23 protein-coding genes are annotated in these 25,847 nt (G+C 69.3%); 3 read left to right on the top strand and 20 right to left on the bottom strand.

The genetic code is table 11. The annotated features are described in order from the left end of the window. Positions 1-24 precede the first annotated feature (24 nt). The 10 genes from CAL15_RS24170 to CAL15_RS24125 all read right to left on the bottom strand — a co-directional run bounded on the left by CAL15_RS24170 (position 25) and on the right by CAL15_RS24125 (position 11,437). On the bottom strand, positions 25-1,428 hold the full coding sequence (locus CAL15_RS24170) for an amidase (RefSeq protein WP_086080823.1): 1,404 nt from the start codon (positions 1,426-1,428) through the stop codon (positions 25-27). A 33-nt stretch (positions 1,429-1,461) separates the two neighbouring features. Next, positions 1,462-2,865: an amidase gene (locus CAL15_RS24165; RefSeq protein WP_086080822.1), complete on the bottom strand. Its 1,404-nt coding sequence runs from the start codon at positions 2,863-2,865 to the stop codon at positions 1,462-1,464. Positions 2,866-2,878: 13 nt separating this feature from the next. After that, the gene (locus CAL15_RS24160) at positions 2,879-3,961 is read right to left on the bottom strand and encodes an AbrB family transcriptional regulator (RefSeq protein ID WP_157666736.1); all 1,083 of its coding nucleotides are present in this window, start codon (positions 3,959-3,961) and stop codon (positions 2,879-2,881) included. Beyond that, positions 3,952-4,986: an ABC transporter ATP-binding protein gene (locus tag CAL15_RS24155; protein ID WP_086080820.1), complete on the bottom strand. Its 1,035-nt coding sequence runs from the start codon at positions 4,984-4,986 to the stop codon at positions 3,952-3,954. The genes CAL15_RS24160 and CAL15_RS24155 overlap by 10 nt, the downstream gene beginning before the upstream one ends. A gap of 13 nt (positions 4,987-4,999) precedes the next feature. After that, the gene (locus CAL15_RS24150) at positions 5,000-6,001 is read right to left on the bottom strand and encodes an ABC transporter ATP-binding protein (RefSeq protein WP_232468260.1); all 1,002 of its coding nucleotides are present in this window, start codon (positions 5,999-6,001) and stop codon (positions 5,000-5,002) included. A 138-nt stretch (positions 6,002-6,139) separates the two neighbouring features. Continuing rightward, positions 6,140-7,048, bottom strand: a complete 909-nt coding sequence (locus tag CAL15_RS24145; protein WP_086080818.1) for an ABC transporter permease — start codon at positions 7,046-7,048, stop codon at positions 6,140-6,142. Between the two features lie 13 nt (positions 7,049-7,061). Further along, positions 7,062-7,982 carry an ABC transporter permease gene (locus tag CAL15_RS24140; protein WP_198299273.1) on the bottom strand — a complete coding sequence of 307 codons (921 nt, stop codon included), beginning with the start codon at positions 7,980-7,982 and terminating at the stop codon, positions 7,062-7,064. A gap of 16 nt (positions 7,983-7,998) precedes the next feature. After that, positions 7,999-9,606: an ABC transporter substrate-binding protein gene (locus CAL15_RS24135; protein WP_198299112.1), complete on the bottom strand. Its 1,608-nt coding sequence runs from the start codon at positions 9,604-9,606 to the stop codon at positions 7,999-8,001. Positions 9,607-9,750: 144 nt separating this feature from the next. Next, on the bottom strand, positions 9,751-11,205 hold the full coding sequence (locus CAL15_RS24130) for an amidase (protein WP_086080815.1): 1,455 nt from the start codon (positions 11,203-11,205) through the stop codon (positions 9,751-9,753). Then, a complete protein-coding gene (locus CAL15_RS24125; RefSeq protein ID WP_086080814.1) occupies positions 11,198-11,437 on the bottom strand; it encodes a hypothetical protein in 240 nt (79 codons plus the stop codon). Before CAL15_RS24125 ends, CAL15_RS24130 begins: the two co-directional genes overlap by 8 nt. A gap of 316 nt (positions 11,438-11,753) precedes the next feature. Between CAL15_RS24125 and CAL15_RS24120 the strand changes: the two genes are divergently transcribed. The 3 genes from CAL15_RS24120 (at position 11,754) to CAL15_RS24110 (ending at position 13,260) form a co-directional block, all read left to right on the top strand. Next, the gene (locus CAL15_RS24120) at positions 11,754-12,530 is read left to right on the top strand and encodes a TetR/AcrR family transcriptional regulator (RefSeq protein WP_086080813.1); all 777 of its coding nucleotides are present in this window, start codon (positions 11,754-11,756) and stop codon (positions 12,528-12,530) included. A gap of 192 nt (positions 12,531-12,722) precedes the next feature. Next, positions 12,723-13,097, top strand: a complete 375-nt coding sequence (locus tag CAL15_RS24115; protein ID WP_086080812.1) for a hypothetical protein — start codon at positions 12,723-12,725, stop codon at positions 13,095-13,097. 61 nt (positions 13,098-13,158) lie between these two features. Next, positions 13,159-13,260 (top strand): entericidin A/B family lipoprotein, encoded by a 102-nt coding sequence (locus tag CAL15_RS24110; RefSeq protein ID WP_420042568.1) that lies wholly within the window; start codon positions 13,159-13,161, stop codon positions 13,258-13,260. A gap of 72 nt (positions 13,261-13,332) precedes the next feature. Here CAL15_RS24110 and CAL15_RS24105 read toward each other — a convergent pair whose 3' ends face one another. From CAL15_RS24105 to bcsZ, 10 genes are all read right to left on the bottom strand, one after another. Beyond that, positions 13,333-14,274 (bottom strand): 2-hydroxyacid dehydrogenase, encoded by a 942-nt coding sequence (locus tag CAL15_RS24105; protein ID WP_086080810.1) that lies wholly within the window; start codon positions 14,272-14,274, stop codon positions 13,333-13,335. Positions 14,275-14,332: 58 nt separating this feature from the next. After that, the gene (locus CAL15_RS24100; protein ID WP_086080809.1) at positions 14,333-14,719 is read right to left on the bottom strand and encodes an Hsp20/alpha crystallin family protein; all 387 of its coding nucleotides are present in this window, start codon (positions 14,717-14,719) and stop codon (positions 14,333-14,335) included. Between the two features lie 25 nt (positions 14,720-14,744). Beyond that, positions 14,745-15,191, bottom strand: a complete 447-nt coding sequence (locus tag CAL15_RS24095) for an Hsp20/alpha crystallin family protein (RefSeq protein ID WP_420042524.1) — start codon at positions 15,189-15,191, stop codon at positions 14,745-14,747. 221 nt (positions 15,192-15,412) lie between these two features. After that, entirely contained in the window at positions 15,413-16,444 is a 1,032-nt protein-coding gene (locus CAL15_RS24090) for an NADP-dependent oxidoreductase (protein ID WP_086080807.1), read from the bottom strand. A 123-nt stretch (positions 16,445-16,567) separates the two neighbouring features. After that, on the bottom strand, positions 16,568-17,695 hold the full coding sequence (locus CAL15_RS24085) for an alginate O-acetyltransferase AlgX-related protein (RefSeq protein WP_086080806.1): 1,128 nt from the start codon (positions 17,693-17,695) through the stop codon (positions 16,568-16,570). Beyond that, the gene (locus CAL15_RS24080) at positions 17,695-19,104 is read right to left on the bottom strand and encodes an MBOAT family O-acyltransferase (RefSeq protein WP_086080805.1); all 1,410 of its coding nucleotides are present in this window, start codon (positions 19,102-19,104) and stop codon (positions 17,695-17,697) included. The genes CAL15_RS24085 and CAL15_RS24080 overlap by 1 nt, the downstream gene beginning before the upstream one ends. Positions 19,105-19,125: 21 nt before the next feature. Further along, the gene (locus tag CAL15_RS24075; protein ID WP_086080804.1) at positions 19,126-19,800 is read right to left on the bottom strand and encodes an alginate O-acetyltransferase AlgF; all 675 of its coding nucleotides are present in this window, start codon (positions 19,798-19,800) and stop codon (positions 19,126-19,128) included. An 18-nt stretch (positions 19,801-19,818) separates the two neighbouring features. Beyond that, a complete protein-coding gene (locus CAL15_RS24070; RefSeq protein ID WP_086080803.1) occupies positions 19,819-20,484 on the bottom strand; it encodes an SGNH/GDSL hydrolase family protein in 666 nt (221 codons plus the stop codon). Positions 20,485-20,517: 33 nt separating this feature from the next. Continuing rightward, complete coding sequence (locus CAL15_RS24065) at positions 20,518-24,624, bottom strand: cellulose biosynthesis protein BcsC (protein WP_232468075.1); 4,107 nt, start codon at positions 24,622-24,624, stop codon at positions 20,518-20,520. Next, complete coding sequence (gene bcsZ, locus CAL15_RS24060; protein WP_086081276.1) at positions 24,615-25,844, bottom strand: cellulose synthase complex periplasmic endoglucanase BcsZ; 1,230 nt, start codon at positions 25,842-25,844, stop codon at positions 24,615-24,617. The genes CAL15_RS24065 and bcsZ overlap by 10 nt, the downstream gene beginning before the upstream one ends. Positions 25,845-25,847 lie beyond the last annotated feature (3 nt).

Genomic DNA, 25,847 nt, shown 5'->3' with positions numbered 1-25,847 from the left:
CTCCAGTAGTGAGCGGAAAGGGCGTTACAGCGAGGGCCGGCGATCGCGCCAGCCGGTGGCGCGCTCGTAGGCGCGGGCAACCTTGAACACGGTGGCTTCGTCGTACCAGCGCCCCACCACTTGTGCGTTGGTGGGCAGGCCGTCGGCGTCGAAGCCGGTGCAGACGGTCATGGCGGGATGGCCCGAGGCGTTGAACGGCGGGCAGACGTTCTGGCTGGTGAAGGTGCGCAGCACGTCGTTGTCCGCGAACTTCGGCGCGACGTGGAAGGCGCAGGGCGCGATCAGCGCGTCCACGCTGCGCACCAGTCGGTCGGTCGCATCGGCAAGCTCGCGGCGGCGGCGCTGCGCGGCCAGGTAGTCCACCGCGCGCGTCATGAAGCCGGACATCAGCTTGTCGCGCAGCGCGTAGCCCATGTCGGCCGCGCGCTCCATCAGGTCCGACTCGTGGATGGTCATGGACTCGGTCCAGTTGATGACCGACGTGACCTTGCGGTACTCGTGTATCGGCGCGGGCAGCGTCACCTCGATGACGCGTGCGCCCTGCGCCCGCAGCACGCGCACCATGTCCTCCAGGCCCTCGCGGTTGGCGGGCTCCAGGGCGTCGCCCTCGGCCCCGAAATCGCGGATGACGCCGATGGTCATGCCGCGCACGCCCGCCTCGAGGCCGGCCAGGTAGTCGGGCACGGCACGGTCGCCCGAGGCCGGGTCGCGGCTGTCGTGGCCCGACACCGCGCGCAGCACGATGGCGCTGTCCTCGACGGTCCAGGTCAGCGGGCCGGGAGTATCCATGGAATAGCAGTTGGGCAGGATGCCGTGGCGGCTGATGCGGCCGTAAGTGGGCTTCATGCCCTGCAGGCCGCAGGCAGCGGCGGGCAGGCGCACCGATCCCGTGGTGTCCGAGCCCATGGCGATCATGGCCGTGCCGGCCGCCACCGCCGCGCCCGCGCCGGTGGACGATCCGCCGGTGAAGCGGTCCAGCGCCCAGGGATTGCAGGCCGGATCGAACGGCAGGTCGAAGTACACGCCGCCATTGCCGGTGCCGTATTCCCAGGTGTTCAGCTTGCCCAGCATCACCGCGCCGGCGGCGTCCAGCTTCTCGACGACGGCCGCGTCGTGCCCGGGCACGAAGTCCATCAATAGTCGCGAGGCCGCGCAGGTGCGCACCCCGCGCGTGTAGTAGTTGTCCTTCACCGCGTACGGAATGCCGTGCAGCGGGCCGCGCCAGCGACCGGCCATGATGTCGCTTTCAGCCTGGCGCGCCGCGTCGCGTGCCGCGTCCGCCGTCACCAGCAGATAGCTCTTCACGCGGTCGTCCACGGCCTCGATGCGGGCCAGGAAGGCATCCAGCAATTCGACGGGCGACAGCTTGCGTGCCTGCAGCAGCCTGCCCGCCTCGCCGGCCGTCAGATGGAAAAGTTCGGTGTCCATGAAGCGATGCGTCTCTTTCGAGGAATAGGATCTTCAGAACGACGGACGGCGCTCGCGCCAGCCGGTGGCCCGCTCGTAGGCGCGCGCGATCTTCAGCACGGTGGCCTCGTCGAACCAGCGGCCCACGATCTGCGCGTTGGTCGGCAGGTCCTGCTCATCGAAGCCCGTGCACACGGCCATGGCGGGATGGCCCGAGGCATTGAAAGGCGGGCACGCGGTATCGCTGGTGTAGGCCTTGACGCGATCGATGTCCGACAGCGGCGCCGCGGTATGGAAGGCGCACGGCAGCACCAGCGCATCCACGCTGCGCACCAGCGCGTCGGTGGCGGCCGTCAATTCTCGGCGGCGCCGCTGCGCGGCCAGGTAATCCACCGAACGGGTCAGGAAGCCGCTCATCATCTTTTCCCGCAGCGCGTAGCCCATGTCCTCGGCGCGCGTCATGAACTCCTGCTCGTGCAGCGACAACGACTCGGTCCAGTTGATCACCGTGGTGGCGCGCCTGTAGTCGGCGATCTCCGCCGGCAGGGCCAGGTCGATGATGCGCGCGCCCTGCTCCGCGAGCACCTTGGCCATCTCGTCCACGCCGCGTCGATTGGCGGCGTCGACCAGCGATTCGGCCTGCCCCAGGTCGCGCACCACGCCTATCGTCATGCCGCGCACGCCATCGCCCAGGCCCGCCACGAAGTCCGGCACTTCGACGTCGGCGCTGCCGGGATCGCGCGCGTCGTAGCCCGACAGCGCGCGCAGCATGATGGCGCTGTCCTCGACGGTCCACGTCAGCGGGCCGGGCACGTCCAGCGAATAGCAGTTGGGCAGGATGCCGTGCCGGCTGATGCGGCCATAGGTCGGTTTCATGCCCTGCAGGCCGCAGGCCGCGGCAGGCAGTCGCACCGAGCCCCCGGTATCGGAACCGAGCGCCACCATGGCCGTGCCGGCCGCCACCGAGGCGCCGGATCCGGACGACGAGCCGCCCGGCGAATGTTCCAGGCTCCACGGATTGCGCGCGGGCTCGAACGGCAGGTCGAAGTACACGCCGCCGTTGCCCGTGCCGTACTCCCACGTATTCAGCTTGCCCAGCAGGATGGCGCCCGCCGCATCCAGTCTCTCGATCGCGGCGGCGTCGTGGTCCGGCATGAAATCGATGAGCAGGCGCGAGGCCGCGCAGGTGCGCACGCCGCGCGTGTAGTAGTTGTCCTTCACCGCATAGGGAATGCCATGCAGCGGACCGCGCCAGCGGCCGGCCATGATGTCGGTTTCGGCTTGGCGCGCCGCATCGCGCGCGGCGTCGGCGGTCACCAGCAGATAGCTCTTCAAGCGTCCGTCCACCGCCTCGATGCGGGCGAGGAACGCGTCGACCAGTTCGACCGGCGACAGCTTTCGGCTCTGTATCAGGCGGCCGGCTTCGCCGGCGGACAGGTGGAACAGTTCGGCACTCATGGGTAGCGGCTCCTCAGGACGACTTGGGCACGGGATGGGGCAGATCGATCAGGCCGCTGCGTCGCATCGCGGCGAACAGCCAGGGTGTGGCGGAAACCACGATGAACACGCGGCAGACGTGAAAGCCCACTACCAGCGGAACCTCCAGGCCCAGCGAGCGGGCAGTCAGGCACATCTCGGTGACCCCGCCGGGCGCAGTGGCCAGCACGAGCGAGGCGAGCGACGTGCCGGAAGCGGCGGCCAGCACGGCGGCAACGGCCGCGCAGCCCGCGGCCAGGATGCCGACGTTGAGCAGGATGGCGGGCAGGGCCCTGCGCACGCCCAGGATCTCCTGCCGGCGAAAGGCCAGGCCCAGCTGCGTGCCGATGCACACCTGCGCTGCCGCGGCCAGCGCGCCGGGCATGGCGGGCGGCGCCCAGCCGGACAGCGAGGCGGCGATGGCCACTACCAGCGGCACCAGCAGCCACGCGCTGCGCATGCCGATGCGCGTCATCGCGACGGTGGCCATCGTCGACACGCCCAGCAGCAGCACCAGCTCGATCACGCCCAGCGTGGTCAACGGCTCGGGGGCCGGACCCGGGCCGCGGCCGGCACCGCCGAAAGTCAGCGCCGCGGGCAGCACCATCACGAGCACCACGATGCGCAGCATCTGCGAGACCGCGATGGGCACCGGTGCGCCGCCGAAGCGATTGGCCAGCATGCACATCTCGGCGGGGCCGCCCGGAACGCTGCAGAAGAACGCGGTGACGCGGTCGATGCCGCTGGTGCGCGTCAGCAGCAGCGAGGCCGAGCAGGCGATCAGCAGCGTCGCGGCCACCGCCATCAGAATCAGCGGCACGTGGTCAATGAGTTCGCGAGCCGCCTGGGGCGTGAAGTACAGGCCCAGCGTGGTGCCCACCACAATGAGGCCCGCGCTGCGCAGCCCCGCCCATCCCGCGACGCGCACGCCGGTCAGCGACGCGGCGGCCGTGACCATGACCGGACCCAGCATCCATGGCAGCGGCACGTGCATCCGTTGGAACAGCCAGCCGGCCAGGGCGGCGCCGGCATAGGTGGCGGCGGCGCGCGCCGCCAGGCCCGCGCTGATCACCGGCATGCCGCGTCCATGGCGTAGGCGTCGACAGGACCCTGCGCCAGACGCTGCGGCGCCAGTACGCAGCGCGCCTGGTGCGCGCCTACGCCGGACATGGGCGGCACGGCCGCATCGCATTCGGGACGATGAGACGGGCAGCGCGGGGCGAAGCTGCATCCCGGCGGCAGGTCCGCCAGGTCTGGCGGAGCCCCGGGGATGGGCACCAGGTCGCGCTCCCGGTCGTCGCCCGACACCGTGGAGCGCAGGAGGCCCTGCGTGTACGGATGCACGGCGCGGTCCATGATGTCTTCGATGGAACCGGTCTCGGCGAAGCGTCCCGCATACATCACCGCCACCTTGTCGGCGACCTCGCACGCCACGCCCAGGTCGTGCGTGACGAAGATGGTGGCCATACCCAGCTCGCGCTGCAGTTCGCGGATCAGCAGCAGCACCTGGATCTGCACGGTGGCGTCCAGCGCGGTGGTGGGCTCGTCCGCCAGCAGCAGCTTGGGCCGGCACGACAGCGCCAGCGCGATCATGGCGCGCTGGCGCAGCCCGCCCGAGAGCTCGTGCGGGTAGGCCGCCAGGCGCCGCACGGCCGACGGAATCTGCACTAATTCCAGCAGTTCCAGCGCGCGGCGCATGGCGTCGCGATGGCTGACGCCCTCGTGCCGCACCACGGTCTCGGCGATCTGCTGGCCGATGGTGTAGACCGGGTCCAGGGCGGTCAGCGGCTCCTGGAAGATCATCGAGATCAGCGAGCCGCGCACGTCGGCCAGCTTGTTGCGCGGCAGGCCGAGCACGTCGACGCCGCCCACGCGGACCGTGCCCGACAGCTGGGCGCTGGACGGAAACAAGCGCATCAGCGCGCGCAGCGTGACGCTCTTGCCCGAGCCGGACTCGCCCAGCAGGCACAGCACCTCGCCCTGCGCCAGCGTGAACGACACGCCGTTGACCACCGGCACGTTCATGTCGCGCGTGACGAAGCGCACCGACAGGTCTTCCACCTGGACGAGCGGCGTACGTTCGGAACTCGTGGGCTCTTGCATCGGGGTTCTCCGGTCAGGCTGCGGCGCTGGCGCGGGGCATGTCGGCGCGCGTCAACGGGAAGTGGCAGGCGGCCATGTGGCCGTCGGTATCCGGCGACGGCGCCAGCACGGGCGCCTCTTGCGCGCAGCGCTGCTGCGCGCGCGGGCAGCGCGTGCGGAAGCGGCAGCCGCTGGGCGGATTGATGGGATTGGGCGGGTCGCCGGACAGGGGCGGCGTGGTAACGCGGCGGCGCGGATCCATCGACGGCCGCGAGGCCAGCAATGCCGCGGTATAGGGATGGCGCGCGCCGCCATAGATGGCGTCCACCGGGCCGGATTCGACCACCTGGCCCAGGTACATCACCAGCACGCGGTCGCTGATGTACTGCACGACGTTCAGGTCGTGCGAGATGAACACGTAGGTCAGCCCGAGTTCTCGCTTGAGCTGGCGCAGCAGGTTCAGCACCTGCGCCTCGACCGATTTGTCCAGCGCGGATACCGACTCGTCCAGGATCAGCAGGCGCGGACCCATGGCCAGCGCACGCGCGATATTGACGCGCTGGCGCTGCCCGCCCGACAGTTCGTGCGGATAGCGCTGTGCGAACGTGCCTGGTTCGAGGCCCACCATCTTCAGCAGGCTCAGCGCGCGCGTGCGCGCCTGCGCGCCGTCCATGCCGGCCACGGATGGACCGAAGGCGATGCTGTCGGCGATGGTCAGGCGCGGATTCAGCGAGGCATAGCTGTCCTGGAACACCATCTGCATGTGCAGGCGCAGCTCGCGCACGCTGATGCCGCGCACGCCCGCCACTTCGTCGCCGTCGAAGATCAGCGATCCCGAGTCGGGCTCGATCAGGTGCATCAGCAGCCGCGCGGTGGTCGACTTGCCGCAGCCGGATTCGCCGACGATGCCCAGCGTCTCGCCCTTGGCCACCTCGAAGCTGACGCCGTCCACGGCGCGCACGGCGGTCTTGGGGCGGCCCGGCAGGAGGCCGCCGCCGATCTCGAAATGCTTCTTCAGGTCCCGCACGATCAGCATGGGCTGCGCGGGTCCGCCGCGGTCGCGCCGGTCCTGTCTCCTGCTCAGCAGCCTGAGCGTGTCTTCGGATGCGGCAGGCGCGCCGGACACGGCATCTGGCGGCGCGTTCTTCAATCGTGCAAACATGGCGGTCTCCGGTCAGGCCTTCACGTCCATGGCGCTGCGCAAGCCATCGCTCATCAGGCTGCAGCACATCGAGGTCACGAAAATCATCACGCCGGGCAGGATGGCCGTGATGGGCGATACGTAGATGGCCTGGCGCAACGCGTTCAGCATCAGGCCCCACTCGGCATTGGGCGGGCTGACGCCCAGGCCCAGGAAGCTCAGGCCCGAGGAGACGACGATGCTGACGCTGATGAGACTGGACGCGTACACCAGAATGGGACCGGTCACGTTCGAAAGCACATGGCTGCGGATGATGCGCAGCCCCGACGCGCCCGTGGCGCGCGCCGCTTCGACGTAGTCCTGCGTGCGGACTTGCGTGGTGACGCTTTCCGCGATGCGCGCGATGGGAGGAATGAACACCAGCGTCAGCGCGAGGATGCTGTTGAGCAGGCCCGCACCCAGCGCCCCCGATATCGCCACCGCCAGCAGCACCGACGGGAACGCGTAGAACACATCGATCAGGCGCATGATGGCCATGTTCCAGCGGCCGCCGACGAAGCCGGCGATCACGCCCAGCGCGCCGCCTATGCAGGTGGCCAGCACCACCGGCGTGAAGCCCAGGAACAGCGACAGCCTGCCGCCGTGGATCAGGCGCGACAGCATGTCGCGTCCCAGCTCGTCGGTGCCCAGCAGATGGCCCTGGTACCCGAACGGCTTCAGGCGCCGCACCATGCTCATCTTGAACGGATCGTCCAGGCCCAGCCATGGCGCGGCCACGGCCAACCCGATGATGGTCAGCAGGATGAAGCCACAGACCAGCGTGACGGGATCGCGCGCCAACCGGCGGCCCACCGTATGCCAGAAGCCCCGGCTGGGTCGGCGAAAGGCCACGGGCGCGGAGATAGGGGCGGCGGCGCCCAGCGCCGCGGAGTTGGTGTTCATCGGGCTCTCCTTCTCAGCTGCGCTTGACGCGGGGATCGACCATCATCTGCAGCACGTCGACGATCAGGTTCATCAGCACGAACAGCGAGGCCAGCACCAGGATCGTGCCCTGCAGGATCGGCAGGTCGCGCGTGAAGATGGCGGAGTTCAGCAGGAAACCCGTGCCGGGCCACGCAAACACCGTTTCCACCAGGATGGAGCCGCCCAGCATCTGGGCGAACTGCAGGCCCATCACGGCCATCACGGTGGGCGCCACGTTCTTGGCCACGTGCGCGAACACCCGCGGACCGCGCAGGCCCTTGGCATACAGGGTCTGCACGAACTCCTGCTTGCGTATCTCGATCACCGAGGCGCGCACCGAACGCGCGATGATGCCCATGGGGATCACCGCCAGCGTCACGGTGGGCAGGATCATGTGCTGCCAGTCCAGGTCGCCCATGCCCGAGGCCGGCAGCCAGCCCAGCTCCACCGAGAACAGCACGATCAGCACCATGCCGACCCAGTAGTGCGGCAGCGACACACCCGTCACCGCGGTCGCCGTCACGATGCGGTCGACGACGCGCGATCGCGAATAACCGGCCACCGCCCCCATCGCGCAGCCGCCGACAAAAGCCAGTGTGATGGCCGCCGCCGCCAGGATCACCGAGTTGCCGATGGCCGGCGCGATCTCGGCCATCACCGGCCGACCGCTCTTGATCGAGGCGCCCAGGTCGCCCGAGATGGCGCGGCCCAGCCACTTCAGGTACTGCACGGGCAACGGCTGGTCGAAGCCATAGGCCGATCGGATCTCGGCGATGACCTGCGGCGAGGCGTTCTCGGGCAGCACCGAACTGAGCGGATCGCCCGGCGCCAGGTGCACCAGCGCGAAACACACCAGCGACACGCCCAGGGCGATGGGCAGCGTGTACAGGATGCGGTGAAGGATGTATCGCAGCATGGGAGGTCTCCCGCTATTCGACCGAGACGGGGGTCAGGTCCTGGAACCAGCTCTGCGCCTGCACGAAGCCCTTGACGTTGGGCGCCAGCGCGCGCGGATTCAGGTCATGCACGACCCAGATCCACATCGACTGGTCCACGATGCGCGTGTGCAGCCTGGCCAGCAGCGCGTCCTGCTTCGCGGGATCGAATTCGACCTGCGCGGCGGCGGCCAGCTCGTCGGCTTCCTTGTCCTTGAAGCCGCCCCAGTTGTAGCCAAGCGGCGGACGCGTGGCGGACCACGCCGGACCGATCAGGCCGATGTAGGGGTCCCAGTACGCGACGCTGTTGTTCAGGCCGTGGATGCCCTTGTTCTCGGGCTGATCGGAGCTGACGCGGCGATGCGAGCGCAGCGCCTCCCACTCCATCACTTCGAGCTGCACGTCGAAGCCCACGACGCGCAGGTTCTCCTGCACGAACTCGTTCATGGGCAGCGGCTGCATCTGGCCCGATCCCGCCGTGGACACCGCGAACTTCACGCGCAGCGGCTTCTCGGGGCTGTAGCCGGCTTCCTTCATCAGGCGCAGCGCCTCATCCGGGTCGTACTTGATCTTGAAGTTCGGCTGGCCGAACCAGGGATGCTTGGGATCGATCATGCCCTCTGCCGGAATGGCGGTGCCGCCCAGGAATTCCGAAAGGCCCTTGCGGTCGATGGCCAGGTTGGCCGCCTTGCGCACGCGGATGTCCTTGAAGGGCGAGTCCTCGGAATAGCTGAGGATGTAGGGCCAGTTGTGCGGATAGACGTTAGTGACGATCTGCATGCCGGCGGACTTCAGGCGAGGCAGCGTGTCGGGCGGCGGCGCCTCGACCCAGTCGACCTGCCTGGACAACAGCGCGGCCACGCGCGTGCTGGGATCGGGCATGGTCAGCAGCACCATGCGGTCGGACTTGGGCACGCGCTTGGGATCCCAGTAGTTGGGGTTGCGCACCATCTCGGCCCGCTCGCGCGGCACCAGCTTGTCGAGTATCCATGGGCCGGTGCCCGAAGGCTTGAACGCGACCTTGTTCCAGTCGTTGCCCATCTCCTTGAAGCGCGCCGGGCTGGACATCAGCACGAAGGTCATCAGATAGGGAAACACCGCGTCGGCCTGCTTGGTGGTGATCTCCACCGTCATGGGATCGACGCTGCGATACGACGCGATGTTCGAGATGTACTGGCCGGCCTGCGTGGCCTGGCTCTGGTCGAACTGCGGCGCGTCGCGCTTCAGCAGCTTGTCCAGGTTCCACACCACGGCGTGCGAATCGAAGGCGGAGCCGTCGTGGAACTTCACGTCGGGACGCAGCTTGAAGGTCCATTTGGTGTGAGTGGCCTCGTCCGAAGACCAGCTCAACGCCAGGCCCGGCGCCAGCTTGGCCGGCGCGTCGGCACGCGAGAGGTCCCAGCGCACCAGGCCGTCGTACATCGCGAAGCCGATGAAGCGCAGGCCTTCGCCGCCCTGGCTGGACTGTCCGGTGGTCAGCGGAATGTCGGCCATGGTGGAGGCGACGCGCAGCACCTTCTCGGCCGCCTGGACATGGGAGGGATGCAGTGCGAAGGCGAGCAATGCGGCCAGGAAAGCGGCGGCGGGTTTTTTCAGAGCCAAGGTGATTCTCCGGTTGCTGGCAGGATCAAGGGCGGCACGGGGCCCGCCCGGTACGGAAAAACCGACTACAAGGAAAACCAGGGCCCGCCGCGCGCCGGCATGCGGCCGCGGTCAGGTCGGATGGATCGATGGGGAATGCAGTCGCTATGCGGCGACGGGCTCCGGCGGCGGGACGGCCTGGCGGGCCAGCGCGGCGACGTCCGGCCGCCTGCCGCGCCATGCGGTGGCGCGCTCATAGGCGTCGCCCACGCGCAGCACCGTGGCCTCGTCGAACAGCCGTCCCGCCAGCTGCAGCGAGAACGGCATGCCGTCAGCATTGAAGCCGCTGCAGACCGACAAGGCCGGATTGCCCGTGACGTTGAACGGCGCCGTGTAGCTGGGCGCTTCGAACATCCATTCGGGCTTGCTGGTCTCCAGCAGTCCGGCCGGCTCGGCGCACGGCAATGCGATGAGGTCTACAGAGCCGCCGCCGGCCGCGCCGAAGACCGCCTGCATCGCGCTGGCCAACTGCGCGCGCATGCGCATCGCCTGCACGTAGTCTTCGGCGCGCAACAGCGAGCCGCACATGATGCGAAAACGCAGGCTGGCGCCGAACAGGTCAGGGCGCGTGCGCAGGTCTCGCTCGTGGATGGAGAACAGCTCCGCCATGGCGATGACGCGCTTGCTGTCGTTGAATTCCAGGATGGGCGGCAGCGTGACGCCGCGCACCGTGGCGCCCAGGTCCGTCAACACGTCCAGCGCAGCCTGGAACGCCTCACGGCTGGCGTCGGAAATGGGCGCTTCGTGGTCCAGCCATTGCCAGGGCACGCCGATGGTGAGCCCCTTGGCGTGGCCATCGAGCGCCGCGCGGTAATCGGGCACGGGCAGGTCGGCGCACGCCGGGTCCTGCGGATCGTGGCCCGCCGTGATGCCCAGCAGGATGGCGAGGTCCTCGCAGGTCCACGCCATAGGCCCTGCATGATCGTGGCTGAAGCTGTTGGGCAGGATGCCGCGCCGGCTCAGGCGGCCGTAGGTGGGCTTGATGCCCGCAATGCCGCAGGCGGCCGCCGGCAGGCGGATCGACCCGCCGGTATCGGAGCCCATGCTGGCCAGGCACAGGCCGGCGGCGATCGCCGCGCCCGAACCCGATGACGAACCCGCCGGGCTGCGCGAGGGGGCCCAGGGATTGCGCGCGGGCGGAGCCGCCACGTCCCACGACGGTCCGCCGTGCGCGAATTCCCAGGTGGTCGTCTTCCCGACCAGCACGCCGCCCGCGGCCGCCAGCGCAGTCTGCGCCGCGCAGTCCGCCTGCGGCACATTGTCGGCCAGCACGCGGGATTGCCCCGTCGTGCGGATGCCCGCGGTCTCGTAGATGTCCTTCAGCGAATACGGGATGCCATGCATCGCGCTGCGGGGTCCACCGCGCGCGATCTCGGCCTCGGCCTGCCGCGCCCGGGCGCGGGCCAACTCGGGGGTGGGCGTGATGAAGCTGTTCAGCACCCCGTCCACCATGTCCATGCGGGCCAGGCACGCATCGGTCAGCTCGACCGGCGACAGCTTGCGGGCGGCGATCAACCGGCTGGCCGCGGCCACCGACAGGAAAGTAAGATCGTCAGCCATGATGCGCCTCCGCGGCGGGCAGGAAGGCGCGAGGGTCGAATACGTGGGCGGGCTCGGCGCCGCGCGGATAGCCGTGATGGATGCGCGCCGCCAGGCGCTCCACGTATCCGTACGCTGCGATCACCTCGGGCACATAGGCATCGGGCAGCGGAAACCGGGCATTGCGCAGCAGGACCGGGATGTGGTCGGCCGGCGTGGATACAGGACCTTCTTGTACGGACGTTTGCGACATTCGTAGACCCCTTGTATATCCGGGGCTCGCGCCATGCGGCGGCTGCAAACCCCGTGATTTCAGCGACTTAGGCTGATTTTTGGTGTTTAAACACTTGTTTTCATTCTAGGAATGGGGCTTCGCAACCGTCAAGGCAACAGGATGGTGAATCCTGCACCATGGCGCAGCATTCCTGCCATATAACGGTGAAATAGGCGATTTTCTCAGGGTAAGCACCTATTAATTTTCGTTGCTCGTCTTCCCTGATTGTTGGAACCGTACAAATGGCCGTACGATCTCATGCTTTCTTCAAACAACCATTTAACAAGACCGAGACATGAGCACTACCAGCCTTGCCGTCCCGGCGAATCATTCTCGGGACCTGGAAGACGGCGGCGTCGGCATGCCGGTTCCGGACATGCCGGTTCCGGACATGCCGGTCCCGGACATGCCGGTCCCGGACCGCATCCTCAAAGTGGCGAAGGAGCTGATCTCGCGCAAGGGCCCAACCGTCACCACGGTGCGCGACATCTGCGACGCCAGCAACGTGAACGTGGCGTCCATTCATTACTACTTCGGCTCGAAGGACGCACTGGTCAAGACCGTGCTGCTCAGCATCCTCGAGCCCGTCAACATCGAACGCCGCGTATTGCTCGAAGCCGCGCGACAGCAGTTCCAGCCCGGCCCCCTGCCGGTGCCGGCCATTCTCGAGGCGCTGTTCCGTCCGCTGGTCATGGCCGAACGCAGCGTCGACGGCGGGCGCCTGTTCGTGCGTGCCGAGAACCATCTGCGCGCCGCGCCCGACAGCGACTACACGCTGTTCGTGGGGCAGCACATGGACGGCTATGCGCAGATGTTCATCGACGTGCTGGCGGCCAGCCTGCCGCAGTTCACTCGCGCCGAGATCATCTGGCGGTATGAATTCATCCGCGGCTCTGCCATGCACCTGCTGGCCAATTGCGATCCGCTGTCGCAGAAATTCCAGGTGCTGACCGGCGCGGGCCGCATGATAGATCTGGACGACAACGAACTGGTGTTGCGCGAACTGCTGGTGACCTCGCTGCTGGGTCTCAGCGCGCCCGCCGCCTGGACCTCGCAGGACGTGCACAGATAGCTCGCGCGCCGCACGCGCCGCTCGGCGCACGCGGGAAAAAAATACCCACGCCTGACGGGCGCGCGGCACCGCACCGGCGCTGCCGAATGGCTGTTCGACTGCGGGCACGTCTCTTGCTGATACGCCTCGCGCTCGCAATCACCGCGGGCGTATCCGCCTGCATCACGCGGCGTTCGCAATGAGGACTCGGATATGAATACCCTCTTCAAGCGCTCCCTCGGCGGCCTGGCCGTCGGCCTGGGCGCCGCCTTCACTTCCTTCGCCGTACACGCGCAGGCCCAGGTCATGACTCCGGACCAGATCGATGCGCGCTACGACGCTGCCCGCAAACAGTGCGATTCGATGACCGGCGACCAGAAAGAGACCTGCCTGATGCAGGCCCGCACCGATCGCCTGAACGCGCAGGCCGATGCGAAGGCAGGCAAGGAAAAGGCCGAGGCCGACCGCGACGCGTCGCGCACCAAGCGCGACGCCAACTACGACCTCGCGATCAAGAAGTGCGATGCCATGTCCGGCGATGCCGAGGACAAGTGCAGAGCCGACGCCAAGACCCAATTCGGCAAGTGAGCCGCCTACCCCCAGAAGAAAGGAGAGTCACATGAAGCATTCCCGCAAATGGCTGGTCGCGATGATGGCCGTGGCCGCGATGGTCGCCGGCTGCAACACGATGGAAGGCGCCGGCAAGGATATCGAGCGCGGCGGCGAGAAGATCCAGGAAGGCGCTCGCTAGGGCCCAGGGATCGCATCGATCGCAGTGCGCGCCAGGCTCCGCTCGCGGAGCCTGGCGCTTGTTTTTCGCGGATTACAGCGTAACGGGCGAAACCAGCGGCTGCCCGGCGAAATGCCGCGCGGCGTTGTCCAGGAAGCGCTGGACGGACGCCGCCATCGCGCGCGGCGAATTGCCGCCCACGTGCGGCGTCAGGATGATGTTGTCCAGGTCCAGCAGTTCTGCGGGAGCCTCGGGCTCGCTTTCATAGACGTCCAGCCCCGCGCCGGCGATGGTGCCGTCGCGCAGCGCCGCGGCGAGCGCGGCCGTATCCACGACGCTCCCACGGGCCACGTTCACCACGAAGCCGCCGGCCCCCAGCGCGCGCAGCACATCGGCGTTGACCAGATGTCGCGTGGCCGCGCCGCCGGGCGTCACCACCACCAGATAGTCGGCCCACTCGGCCAGCGCCAGCGGCGTGTCGAAGTACGCGTAAGACGTGTCGTCAAGCTTGCGCCGATTGTGATAGCCGACCTCGAGTTCGAAGCCGCGCGCCCGTTGCGCGATCTTGCGGCCGATGGTGCCCAGGCCCAGGATGCCCAGGCGCTGATGCGAGAAATTGGGCAGCGGCGGCAGGCCGTCGCGCCAGCCTCCGGCGCGCGTATGGGCGTCCAGCTTGCGCAAGCCGCGCACCGCGGCCAGCAGCAGACCGAAGGCATGGTCGGCCACGCAATCGTCATTGGTGCCGGCCCCATTGCCTACCGCGATGCCGCGGCGGCGGGCGGCGTCGAGGTCGATATTCTCGTAGCCCGCGCCCAGCGCACACACCAGTTCCAACCCGCCCAGCCGATCCATCTCGGCGCCCTTCAGGCCCACGGCCCCGTTGGTAAGCACGACGCGGATCGCGCCGGCATCGGCGTGCGCGATGGCCGCGTCGCGCGCGGCGGCCGTCGGCGCATGCCGCACGTCATAGCGCTCGTGCAGCTGCGCGAGGTGGGCGTCGGCAAGAGGAATCAGGACCAGCAGGACGGGCTTCATGGGATGGCGGCATCGGGAGAAAACGACCCCCCGTATGCTACGCCATCCCGTTGCTGCATCAGCCCACCTGCACTTCGATGCGGCGCGGCTGGGCGGCCTGGGCGCGCGGGATGCGCAGCGTCAGCACGCCATCCTTCAGGCTCGCATCGATCGCGCCCGTGTCCAGCTCGGCGCTGAGGTTGAAGGCGCGGCGATAGCGAGGCTGGTCCACCTCGGTGTGGAACACCTGCAGGTTGGCCGGCACTTCGACGCGGGCCTCGGCCTCGATGAACAGCCGTTCGGACTGCACGCGGATATCCAGCCGGTCTTTCGACACGCCCGGCAGATCGGCGATCAGCGTAATGCCGGATGCGTCCTCGAAGATGTCCACGGGCGGGACGATGGTGGCGGTGCGTTGCTCGGCGCGGTTGCCGCCGCTTACCGCGACATTGCTTTCCGTACTCATGTTGCTCTCCTTTGCGTAAGGACGGTTACTGCACCGTGATGGCGCGGGGCTTGGCGGACTCTTTGCGGCGTACCGTGACGCGCAGGCAGCCGTCCACATAGCGAGCCTCGACGCGATCGGGATCGGCATCGCGCGGCAGCTCGACGGCACGGCGGAACTTGCCGGCCACGCGCTCGCGCGCATACACCGCGGCGCCTTCCGGCAACTCGGCCAGGGCGCTCTTGCGCTCGCCCGAGATGGTCAGCAGGCCGCGATCCACGGTCACGTCGAGCGTGGCGGGGTCGAGACCCGGCGCGAAGGCCACCAGCTCGATGGCGTCGTCGGTCGAACCGACATTGAGCGCGGGAAAGCCCTGGCTGCTCGAGCGCAGGTTGGCGGGCGCGCCGGCGCCGCGCAGGGCGTCATCCATCTGCTCCCACAGACGGTCGAAGGCACGGAACACGTCCGGCCGGAACAGTTGCTGCATAGTCATGATCGATTTCTCCATGCGTGACGAAGCGGGCGGTCCTGCTGAAGCAAGACTGCCGCCGGCCTGTTTGCCGGCAGATCCATATACGATTTGCCGGGCGGCGAGGCATGCCGCCCATGGCACGAAATTGGCGGCCCTCGCGTGGATTTCAAGGGCCCCGAATGCGTAACAGTGTGCAGCGCGCGACGCCGCCTTCAAGCCGATGGCAGGCGGCCCGCGCGGGCTTATGCGGGCTCGGCCACGCGCACCAGCAGCTTGCCGAAGTTGCGGCCCTTGAGCATGCCCATGAAGGCCCGCGGCGCGTTCTCCAAGCCGTCGACGATGTCCTGCGCGTACCGTATGCTGCCGTCGCGCACGGCCGGCGCCACGTCGTTCAGGAAGTCCTCGCGGTACTGCTCGAGGTCATAGTTGATAAAGCCGCGCAGCGTCAGGCGCTTGGACAGCACGGCCCGCATCAGCGCGGGCACGGTCAGTTCCCCTGGACTGGAGGTGGTGCCGTTGTAGTCGGCGATCAGCCCGCACACCGGCACGCGGGCGAAGGTGTTCAGCAGCGGGAACACCGCCTGCCAGACCGCGCCGCCGACGTTCTCGAAGTACACGTCGACGCCGTCGGGGCATGCATCGGCCAGGGCCTGCACCAGGCCGGGCGCGCGGTGGTCGATCACGGCGTCGAAACCGAGTTCGTCGCGCACGTAGGCGCACTTCTCGGCGCCGCCCGCGATGCCCACGACGCGCGCGCCGCCGGCGCGCGCCAGCTGGCCCACCAGCGAGCCCACCGGACCGCTGGCGGCGGCCACCACCACGGTCTCCCCGGGCTGCGGCCGGCCGATCTCGCGCAGGCCGGCATAGGCGGTGAAGCCAGGCATGCCCAGCACGCCCAGCCGCGTCTCGATGGGCGACAGCGCCGGGTCGACATGATGCACGCCCGTGCCGTCCGACAGGGCATGCGTGGTCCATCCGCTATGCGCCAGCACGAAGTCGCCGGGCTTGAAGCCATCGAGCTGCGAGGCGGCGACCTGGGCCACCACCTCGCCCACCATGGTGCCGCCCAGCGGCACGCTGGGCGCATACGAACGCGTGGCGTTCATGCGGCCGCGCATGTAGGGATCGAGCGACAGATAGATCGTGCGCAGCAGCATCTGCCCGGCGGCCGGCTCGGGCAGCTCGTGCGTCTCGATGCGGAAGTCGGTGTCGACCGGTTCGCCGGAGGGGTGCGCCGCCAGTACGATGCGGCGCGCGGTGGTCTGCTGTGGCATGGCATCCTCGCGATGAAGGCCGCTCGGTACGGGCACGCGATGCGGCACGGGTGCGGACCATTATGCGGGCGGCATGCGGCCGGCCACAAGCGCGCGGTCGTGATCACCGCCGCGCGGGCGATGTCATTTCAGCTGGACCGCGTCGGCGTCCTTCAGCGGCGTCTGCAGATCGCGCTCGTTGACTTCCCACACGATCAGCTTGGGCGGCGTCTGCCGGTACGCGGGACTGGCGAAGTAGGCCTGCGCAGCGCCTCCGAACTCGCCGCCGTCGCGCGCGAAGTTGCCGACCGCGGCGCCCAGGGCCTGCGAGAGCTGCGGAATGAAGTTGGACGTACGCGAGTACGACGTGCCCAGCACGGCGATGGTGGGCAGGCCGGCGTCGCCGAACAGGTCGTCGGCGGACGCGGCGGCCTGCGCCTGCGCGGTGTAGGTGTGCTCTTGCACGATCTCGGCCTGCGGCTGCCAGGACGGCGGCAGCCAGTCCAGGCCGGCCAGCCTGACCAGATCGCCGGCGCGCGGCGCGGGCGCCTGGGCCTGCACCTGATAGGCGGGGCCGGGCTGCAAGGGCGTGCCCAGCGCGCGGATGCGCTCGGCCAGCGCGTGCGCGGCGGCGCCCGCGCCCGCCTCGTTCCAATGCGTGTCGGTGCGCAGATAGGCATCGCCCGGCACCTTGCCCAGCGCTGCGGTCAGGTCGAGCACCGGCACGCCGTGCGCGGCCACGCGCGCGGTCCACTCCGCCGCTCGGCTGTCCAATACGGCCGGTCGATGCAGCCCGCACAGGTGCTCGGCTTCGATGCGGGTCTTGTCGGGCACGACGGCCACCAGCAGCGCGATGCCGCGCCGGGCCAGCGCCTGCCGCAGCTGCGCCACGGTGGCGGCGCGGGTCTCGGCATGGCTGGCGCCGTCGCGATGCACCAGCAGTTCGTCGCGCAGGAACAGCCATCCCGGACAACCCTGGCGCACTCTCGGTCCGAGGTCGCGCAGCGTCAGCCATCCCAGCCCGCGCTGCAGGCGCGCCGCCTCGGCGGTCAGCGGCGCGTTGGACATGTGCTCGGCGATCTCGCGCATGACCGTGCCGTCCAGTACGCGTTCGAGCGACGGGTCCTCGCGCATCAGCTGCATGTGCTGCGCCAGCACGCCCCAGCCGTTCGAGACGAAGCCCGCGGCCAGGAAGGCGATCAGGCCCACCGCGGCCAGCTTGCTGGTGCGCGTGGCGGGCGCGTAGGGCGGCGTGGTGTTGGTCGCGTTCATCAGAACTGGAAGTAGAGGAAAGGCACGGCGCCGCGCGCGGCGATCAGCCCGAACGACAGCAGGAAGCCCGCCAGCGGCCAGGTCGCGCTCCACAGCTGGCGCAGGTGCGTGGCGGGGCGGCGGTCCCACCACGGATGCAGCGCCGGCAGGATGACGCAGACGATGCCCAGCAAGGCGGCGACCGCGTGCGCCGGCCGCAGTATCACCGCAAGCGTATCCGACAGGCCGATGCCGTTCATGCCGAACTGGCCTCGGTACATATTCAGGGCGGCCTCGAAGCCCACTGCGCGGAACAGCGTCCAGGCCAGCATGACGAACAGCAGCGTGAGTACGTGCGACAGCCAGCGCGGCACGGCAGGCAGGTGGGCCTGGCCCCAGGCGCGCGCCACCGCGAGCGCCAGGCCGTGCGCGATGCCCCACAGCAGGAAGTTCCAGCTGTCCCCGCCGTGCCACAGGCCCGCGATGGCCATGGTCAGCAGCAGGTTGCGGTAGGTGCGCCATTCGCCATGGCGATTGCCGCCCATGGGGATGTAGAGGTAGTCGCGGATCCAGCTGGACAATGACAGATGCCAGCGGCGCCAGAAATCCTGGATGCTGCGCGCCAGGTAAGGATGGTTGAAGTTCTCGGGGAAGTGGAAGCCCAGCATCTGTCCCAGGCCGATCGCCATGGCGCTATAGCCGGCGAAGTCGAAGAACAGCTGCAGCGTATAGGCCGCGCATCCCAGCCAGGCGTCGGCCAGCGTGGGGTTCGGCATCGCGAACACCGCGTCGACCACGGGCGCCAGCGTGTCGGCCACCAGCACCTTCATGCTGACGCCCACCATAAAGCGCCGCGATCCCGCCGCGAAGCCGGACCAGTCCACGGAGCGCGTCTCGAGCTCGCGCTTGACCCATTGATAGCGGATGATCGGCCCGGCGATCAGGTGCACGAACATGGCCTGGTAGGCGCCGTAGCTGACGAAGCTGCGGTCGGCCGGCACGGTGCGCCGCTGCACGTCGATCAGGTAGGACACCGACTGCAGCACGATGAAGGACAGGCCTATCGGCAGCACCACGCGCTGCCACTCCAGCGGCATCGCGCCCGCCATCGCGCCGATGCCGTTGTACGTCTCGACCAGGATGTTGGCGTACTTGAACCAGCACAGCGTGGCCACGTTGATGACGATGAACAGGGCAAGCCGCCGCCTGCGGCCGCTGTCCGTCGCCGCGCCCTCGATGACCATGCCGCCCATCCAGCCCAGCACGGTCAGCGCGATGAAGAGAAGCAGGTAGATGGGACTCCACCAGCCATAGAAAATCCAGCTGGCCACCAGCAGGACCGCGTTGCGCAGGCGCGGGGCGCACAGCGCATACACGGCCAGGAACGCTGGCAGGAACAGCGTCAGGAACTCCAGCGATGCGAAGACCATGGAAGCGGCGCGCGGGCTGTGTCAGTTCGCCAGCGAGTCGACTGCGCGCAGCAGCCGCGGACCCTGGGCAGAAGGAAGCAGGAAGACCGTATAGCGTTCGCCCGCCTGCAGCGTGCCCAGGTCCAGGGGCTGGCCCACGGCCTTGCCGCCGCAAGAGGGCTGCACGGACAGCGCCACCGGGTTGATCTGGCGGCGCGCCGCGACGCCTTCGGCCACCCGCTCGAAGATGGCCACGTTGCGGCCGGCCGCCATCAGCCCGGCGTCGGCGCAGGCGCCATCAAGGTTGTAGAAGCCCAGCGAGGCCTTCAGCGCATTGAAGTCGTCGGGCTGTTCGCGCAGCGTCACGGCGCGCAGCGTGCCGTCGGCCGCCGGCACGCCCACCACCGTGACGAACTCGCCCGGCTGCACCGTCACGGACACGACCTGTTTGTTCGAGCCGCTGGCCAGCGCGCCCTGCAGCGCCGTGCCGGCCCGCACGGGCAGGAAGCTGGAGGCCGGCTGTCTGTCGTCCAGCGCGATGCGGGCCTGCGAACCGCTGGCGCTGACCTCCATCGGGGCCGTGCCGCCGTTGACGAAACGCAGGAACGAGGCATCCTGCGCGGGCCCGGTCTCGTACAGCTCCATCTGTGCGGCGTGTGCGCCGCCGTGCGAGCACAGCAGCGCGGCGGCAAGCGCCAGGAAGATATTTGGCTTCATGGTGATGAGGTTCCGGTATCAGCGCTTCTGCAGGGCCTTCACGGCGGGCAGGTCGACCAGGCGCTTCGAGATGGCGTCGCCCCAGGCCTTGTAGCCCGTGTTGGTGTAATGCTGGCCATCGGTGGTGGGCCACTGGCCCTGCTTGGAGAACGGCAGCGAGTCGATGTACGCGCACGGCGAGACGTTGCTGTTCAGGAAGGCCGACATCTGCTGCACGCGCGGGAAGTTCTTCTGGTACTTGCCGCCTTCGGTGCCCCAGCTCGGGCCCACCCATACGCACGCCGTGTTGGTGGCGGCGATGGCCTTGGTCAGGCTGGTGGTCTGCTGCCACACCCAGGTCTTGGGGAACGAGGTGTTGGTGTAGCCCGCCATCGTGTCGCCCAGCACCACGATGACCAGGTTCGGCTTGTAGGTGGCGATCAGCTGGCTGATGGGTGTGGTCTTGGCGTCGCCGCCGCTGCGCAGCGCGATCTGGCCCTTGCCGACGCGCTCGGCGCCGCCGCAGGTGCCCGGCGTGGCCTTGGTCCAGTCGCCGGCATTGCTGCCGCACACGCCGATGGTGCGCACTTCGGCGCCCTGGCTGGTCAGGTTGTCGTGCAGGGTGGTGATGAGATAACCCGGGGCGCCCAGATGGCTGTCGCCGATCATCAGGATGCTCATTCCGGCAAGCGCGGTGGCCAACATTGCAATAACTCCTAGAACACGTCGCGGCCGCGCTCAGCGTGCGTACGGCGACTGGAACGGGACGACGGGCAGATCCATGGGGCGCGTCATGGGATACAGGGCGTAGCGCAGATACAGCCCGCCCGCCCATTGACGGTAGTCAGTGGCGTTATCCACGCCCAGAGTTCCACCCATGAACAGATTCCGGGTCAGCTGGTACTCGGCCGCGCCGGACAGGCTGTAGCCCACGGACGTCTTGGATTGACCTTCATAGACGGGCCGGCCGGTGCTGAAGCCGAAGCCGTTGGCCACGCCCATGCCCGCCGCGGCGGCGTTCTGCAGCAGGCCGCTGGTGGGGAAGTAGTCGGCGTCGTTTTCCTTGAAATACTGCACGCCGACCGAGCCCTGCAGCTTGTAGCTGAAGCGGCCCTGCCGCTGCGCCCACGTCACCGGCAGACTCAGCGCGTAGAACTGCTGCGGGCTGAAATAGCCGCCGTGGCCGTAGGTGAAGTAGCGCTGGTTGTTGTCGTAGAAGATGCCGCCCAGATTGACGCCGGCGGTCAGCAGGCGATCGTGTTCGCGGATCACGCGCGAGTACATGCCGACGCCGACCTCGGTGCGCGAATTCGATTCGACGTTGTGGCCCAGCAGCTTGTGCCACGACCCGTATCCGTACACGCCGACGTCGTTCTCCTCCAGGCCGATCTGGCCCGACAGACCGTTGGCGGTAACGGCGCCCCAGGTCTCGTCCTCGCTGCCGGCCACTCCCAGCGTGCGCAGGCCGGCATTCAGGCGCGGATCTCGCGCGCCGGCGAACGACACCACGCTGTCGGTGACCGCGCGGCGCGACACGTTGACGCTGTACCAGGCGCGGTTGTTATCGCCCATCGCGCCGCTCAGCTTCACGCCGCCGACCACGTTGCTGCGTTCGAAGCCCAGCGGCGTGGTGCCGATGTCGGCGGCCAGGCCGCGAGTCTCGTATCCCACCGACGCGCCGACGCCGCGGTCGCGCAGCGAGCGCACCGTACCGGCATTGCCGGTGAGTTCCGCGGCGCTGGATACGGGGCCGCCGCCGAAGCGGCTGTTCTTGTAGTAGCTGCCGCCCAGGGTGCCGGCATCGACATGCACCGGCGTGGCGTTCAACGTGAGCTTGCCGTCGCCCAGCGGCAGCCTGGCCTCGACGGGCGCCTCGATGGCCGTCATGCGGCTGAGGCCCGACTCGCCATTGTTGGCGCGCACGGAACCGCCCGCGCGGATCTCGGGACTGCGTTCCTGCATCACTTCGTCCAGCTCGGCGCGCAGCGACGATGGCTGCGTGCCCACGGCAACCGCGGACGCCGCGGGCGCGGCGGGCGCGGTGGTCGTGCGCGCAGGCGCGCCCGAGTAGGGAAGCGCGGCCATGGGCTGCGTTTCCTGCGCATAGGCGCCCGGCGGCTGTGAAGGCATGGCGGCGGGCGATGCAGGCTGCGCCACGGGCATCACCGCGGCGCCCGCCGTCGTCGAATCGCTGCCGTAGGACGCCGCCTGCGCGGTTTCGAGCACCGGTTCGCCCAGCGCGTCGCCCAGCACCTGTGCGGAACGCGCGGACTGCGTGCGTTGGCCCGGCCGGCCGACAAAGGGATTGACGGAGGCCGGCGCACGGCCCGCGGCCGCCGAGGCCAGAGCAGGGGCGCTTCGCTTGTCTTGCGCCGCGATAGCGGCGGCATACAGTTCCGCCGCGCGACCCGTCTTGCCTTGCGCGCGGTACAGACGCGCCGCGCTGGCCAGTACGTCGGGATCATCGGGGGCGATCGCCAGCGCGCTGTTCAGCGCCTTCTCGGCGTAGCGCCAGTCGTTCAACTGCGCGGCCACGCCGGCCGCGCCGATCTGCAATTGCGCGTTGTCAGGCTCGCGTTCCAGCAGCTTGCGATAGATGTCCAGCGCCTTCTCGCGATCGCCGCCGGCCGCGTACATGCGCGCCAGCGCGCCCTGTGCGAGCGCATCGTCGGGGCGCAGCTTCAGCACGGGCGACAGCATGTCATACGCCGCCACCAGATCGCCGCGTTCGCGCAGCCGGTCCGCCTGGCGCACGGTATAGAGACGCACCAGATCGTCGAAGGCGACGCGCTGGCCCGCGCTCATCGGCCGGCCTTGCAGGCGGCGCAGCACGCCGGCGGCCTCCACGTCCTGGTCGGCCTTCAGCAGCAGGCCCGCATAGGGCATCAGCACGTCGGTGCCCGGCTCGGCGCCGGACACCAGCGGACGCAGCAGCGACAGGCCGCGCCCGGGATCGCCCGCATCGACATAAGCCTGACCGATCGCGCCCAGCAGTTGCGGGTCCTGCGCGGCGGCGGGCTCGAGGCTGGCCAGCAGCGCGCGCGCCTGGTCGGGCTGTCCCGCCTTGGCCATGGCCGCGGCCTGGGCGGCCTGGGCCTGCACCCACAGGCGGCGCTCCAGCGCGGCCATCTCGGGCGTGCGCGACTGTTCGGGCACGCGCGACAGCGTGTCGTAGGCCCGGGACGACTGGCCGCGCTCGGAAGAGACCAGCGCGCTGGCGTACAGCGCCTCGGGCATGTCGGGATGCGTCTGAAGCAGGCCGTCCACCACGCGCTGCGCCTCGGTATCCGCGCCCGTGCGCAGCAGCAGGCGAGCCAGCTCGTAGCGCGTCCACGGATTGGTGGGGTCGTTGCTGACGGCATCCTCGAGCGCGCGCCGCGCGCCGGCCGTGTCGCCGCGCTGGTCGGCGGCGCGCGCCTGACCGGCAGCCACGGCCGCGCGCAGCCGGCCCACTTCGCCGACTTCGGCCGCCTGCTCGGGGCTCATCGTCTGCACCAGCGCCATGGCTTCTTCGGGCCGGCCGCTTTGCGACAGCACGCTGACCAGCCCGCGCATGGCTTCGGGATCGTTGCGATGGCGCGCCAGCACGGCGCGGAAGACGCGCTCCGCGCCTGCAAGGTCATTGTCGGCCAGATAGAGGCGGCCCATCGCGTTGTAGGCAGCGGTGGGGCCGCTGTCGAGCTTGACGGCCTGCTCGAGCATGCGCCTGGCGCCGGCCGTATCGCCGGCATCCCGCGCCGACTCGGCCTGGTCCACCAGCGCCCAGTAGCGCGCGCCGTTCAGCGCCTTTTTCCAGTTGGCGCCGGCGCCGGGCCGCGAGGCGGCGCGCGCCAGCAGCTCCTGCGCGCGCACCGGGTCGTTCTGCTGCATGCGCACCACGCCCATTCCGCCCAGCGCGTCGGCGTTGTCGGGGCTCTCGCGCAGCTTCTCCTGGAATGCCGCCTCGGCCGACACCAGGTCGCCGGATTCGAGTGCCGCGAAGCCGCGCGCCAGGCGCGGATCCTGCCGCCACGGCGCGGCGGCGCGCGCGGCGCCGCTCGTGCGAGCCGCCGTCGCGGGCGCGGCCGTGCGCTGCATCTGGTCGCGGATCGCCTTGTCGTCGGGATGCGCCTGCAGATACGCCTCGAACAGCGGCTTCTCGGCCGGCCGCGGATTGCCGATCCACACCAGGCCCATGCGCCAGCTTTCCAGCGCGTCCGCGCCCACGTCGTTGCGGCGCGACAGCTGGGCAAGCAGCTTCACGCCTTCGGCGCGGCGGTTCTCGGTGCGTATCAGGTGCTTGGCCAGGGCCAGCTGGATGTTGGGATTGCCCGGCGATTCGCGCGACAGTCGCTCCAGGCCCGCAATCGCGGGCGTCAGCTCGCCGTCCACATAGCCCAGGCGGCTGTAGTACTCCAGCGCCAGTTCGCCCTGCGGCTCGCGGCCCTGGAAGGCCCGCCGGTAATCGGCGATGGCGCCGGGCATGTCGCCGCCCGCGGCCTTGGCGCGCGCGTTCTCCAGGTCCGTCTTGCCGGCGCCGCCGGCCAGCGTGATGTCCTGCTGCAGGCGCTGCGCGTAGGCGCTCTTGGCGTCCAGCCGGCGCAGGCGTTCCAGGTATTGCTGCGCCTCGCCGCCGCGGTTCTCGCGCAGGGCTGCGAGCCCCATGCCGTACAGCGCTTCGGCGTGGTTCGGATCGGTCAACAGCAGCTTTTCCCAGGCCTGGGCCGCACGGCGCATGTCGCCCTGCGACTGCCAGTAGCGGCCCTGCTCCACCAATGTCGAGGCGGCGTCGGGCTGGGCCCAGCCGGCCTGATGCAGCAAGGTCGCCAACAGCCCCGCGGCTATCGTGTGGCGGCTCATGGACATGTGTTCTCCTTCGGTAGCTGCACCCTTCCGGATGCGCCGAATGCGTAGCGCTGCTCGAGCCAGCCAGTGCCGAACAGGCCGAGCATGTAGTCGTAGTAGGTGGGCTGGCGCTGTCCCGTCCGCGCGGCCGCCACGTTGGCGTCCCAGCCGTCTTGCACGCGCCGCGACTGGCCGCGCAACAACTCGGCCTGGCCCGTGGTTTGCAGGTAGGGCAGCAGCGCTGCCGAGAATCCGTACGGGCCGGCGCCCGCGACGCTGCCGCTGTCGGTCTGCACGGTTTCCGGCGGCGCGCCGGACCGGGCCGCGGCGCGCGCCAGGCCGGCCACCGCTTCCTGCATCGGACGCGCCAGCGGATCGGCGTGCGGCATCATGCCTGCCCAGAGATAGACGCGGATGGCGTCGTAGCTGCCGACCGGCCCCTTGACGGGATCGGCGATGAACTCGCCGCCGGTTCCGCTTGCACGATAGGCCGTCCAATCGGGCGCATAGCCGTGCGGGCTGGTCTGGCGCACCAGCCGCAGCGTGTTGTCGGCAATGGCGGACCATGGTCCCTGCGGCGACGCTTCGGCCAGGCGGCGCAGCACCGGCACAGGCAGGTAGCTGGGGTTCAGGCGCCATTGCAGGCCCGGCTGCACGAAGCCGTACGGGCCCGGCAACAGCATCGCTCCGAAGCCGGGCAGGTGCGCGATCTCGCGGGCCTCGATCTGCTTGAGCAGCGCGCGCGCATCGCCTTCATAATGCGGGCGATTCCACAGGCGCGCGGCCTCGAGCAGCGCGTAGACGAACCACACGTCGGCATCGGATGCCGCATTGGCGTCGAGCACGCCCCACGAGCCGTCATCGCGCCGGCCCCAGGACCAGGCAGGCAGATTGGCCGCGATGTCGCCCGCGGCCAGGTTGTCGACGGTCCAGCGCCACAGGCGGTCGAAGGTGGCGCGATCGCCCGCGACGAGCGCGAAGAACATGCCGTACGACTGCCCTTCGGAGGTGCTGTGCTGCTGCGGCGTGCTGCCGTCGAGCACGCGTCCGTCGGGCTGCACGAAGTGCGCGAGAAAGCCGTCGTACCTGGGCCATGCCCGCGGTCCGCACACGGCCGCATCCGGCGCGTCGGCCGCCCCAGCCGTGGCCGGCGCCAGCAGCGCGATCCATGCCGCCATGATCGCGCCGACAAACGCGCCGCCGACGCGGCCAGGCAGCGTCGACAGGCGTCGTGGCGGCATGGC

It is taken from the genome of Bordetella genomosp. 13 (assembly GCF_002119665.1).
Taxonomy (GTDB): Bacteria; Pseudomonadota; Gammaproteobacteria; order Burkholderiales; family Burkholderiaceae_B; genus Bordetella.
The sequence above is the reverse complement of the archived record's forward strand: the minus strand, read 5'-3'. Positions and strand labels throughout refer to the sequence as shown.

Coding starts and splice junctions, on each gene's coding strand:
- CAL15_RS24125 (WP_086080814.1), bottom strand. CDS start 11,437: ATGTCGCAAACGTCCGTACAAGAAGGTCCTGTATCCACGCCGGCCGAC.
- CAL15_RS24080 (WP_086080805.1), bottom strand. CDS start 19,104: ATGGTCTTCGCATCGCTGGAGTTCCTGACGCTGTTCCTGCCAGCGTTC.
- CAL15_RS24170 (WP_086080823.1), bottom strand. CDS start 1,428: ATGGACACCGAACTTTTCCATCTGACGGCCGGCGAGGCGGGCAGGCTG.
- CAL15_RS24165 (WP_086080822.1), bottom strand. CDS start 2,865: ATGAGTGCCGAACTGTTCCACCTGTCCGCCGGCGAAGCCGGCCGCCTG.
- CAL15_RS24110 (WP_420042568.1), top strand. CDS start 13,159: ATGATGGCCGTGGCCGCGATGGTCGCCGGCTGCAACACGATGGAAGGC.
- CAL15_RS24155 (WP_086080820.1), bottom strand. CDS start 4,986: ATGCAAGAGCCCACGAGTTCCGAACGTACGCCGCTCGTCCAGGTGGAA.
- bcsZ (WP_086081276.1), bottom strand. CDS start 25,844: ATGCCGCCACGACGCCTGTCGACGCTGCCTGGCCGCGTCGGCGGCGCG.
- CAL15_RS24100 (WP_086080809.1), bottom strand. CDS start 14,719: ATGAGTACGGAAAGCAATGTCGCGGTAAGCGGCGGCAACCGCGCCGAG.
- CAL15_RS24065 (WP_232468075.1), bottom strand. CDS start 24,624: ATGTCCATGAGCCGCCACACGATAGCCGCGGGGCTGTTGGCGACCTTG.
- CAL15_RS24070 (WP_086080803.1), bottom strand. CDS start 20,484: ATGTTGGCCACCGCGCTTGCCGGAATGAGCATCCTGATGATCGGCGAC.
- CAL15_RS24105 (WP_086080810.1), bottom strand. CDS start 14,274: ATGAAGCCCGTCCTGCTGGTCCTGATTCCTCTTGCCGACGCCCACCTC.
- CAL15_RS24075 (WP_086080804.1), bottom strand. CDS start 19,800: ATGAAGCCAAATATCTTCCTGGCGCTTGCCGCCGCGCTGCTGTGCTCG.
- CAL15_RS24130 (WP_086080815.1), bottom strand. CDS start 11,205: ATGGCTGACGATCTTACTTTCCTGTCGGTGGCCGCGGCCAGCCGGTTG.
- CAL15_RS24145 (WP_086080818.1), bottom strand. CDS start 7,048: ATGAACACCAACTCCGCGGCGCTGGGCGCCGCCGCCCCTATCTCCGCG.
- CAL15_RS24085 (WP_086080806.1), bottom strand. CDS start 17,695: ATGAACGCGACCAACACCACGCCGCCCTACGCGCCCGCCACGCGCACC.
- CAL15_RS24150 (WP_232468260.1), bottom strand. CDS start 6,001: ATGCTGATCGTGCGGGACCTGAAGAAGCATTTCGAGATCGGCGGCGGC.
- CAL15_RS24115 (WP_086080812.1), top strand. CDS start 12,723: ATGAATACCCTCTTCAAGCGCTCCCTCGGCGGCCTGGCCGTCGGCCTG.
- CAL15_RS24120 (WP_086080813.1), top strand. CDS start 11,754: ATGAGCACTACCAGCCTTGCCGTCCCGGCGAATCATTCTCGGGACCTG.
- CAL15_RS24095 (WP_420042524.1), bottom strand. CDS start 15,191: ATGACTATGCAGCAACTGTTCCGGCCGGACGTGTTCCGTGCCTTCGAC.
- CAL15_RS24090 (WP_086080807.1), bottom strand. CDS start 16,444: ATGCCACAGCAGACCACCGCGCGCCGCATCGTACTGGCGGCGCACCCC.
- CAL15_RS24160 (WP_157666736.1), bottom strand. CDS start 3,961: ATGCCGGTGATCAGCGCGGGCCTGGCGGCGCGCGCCGCCGCCACCTAT.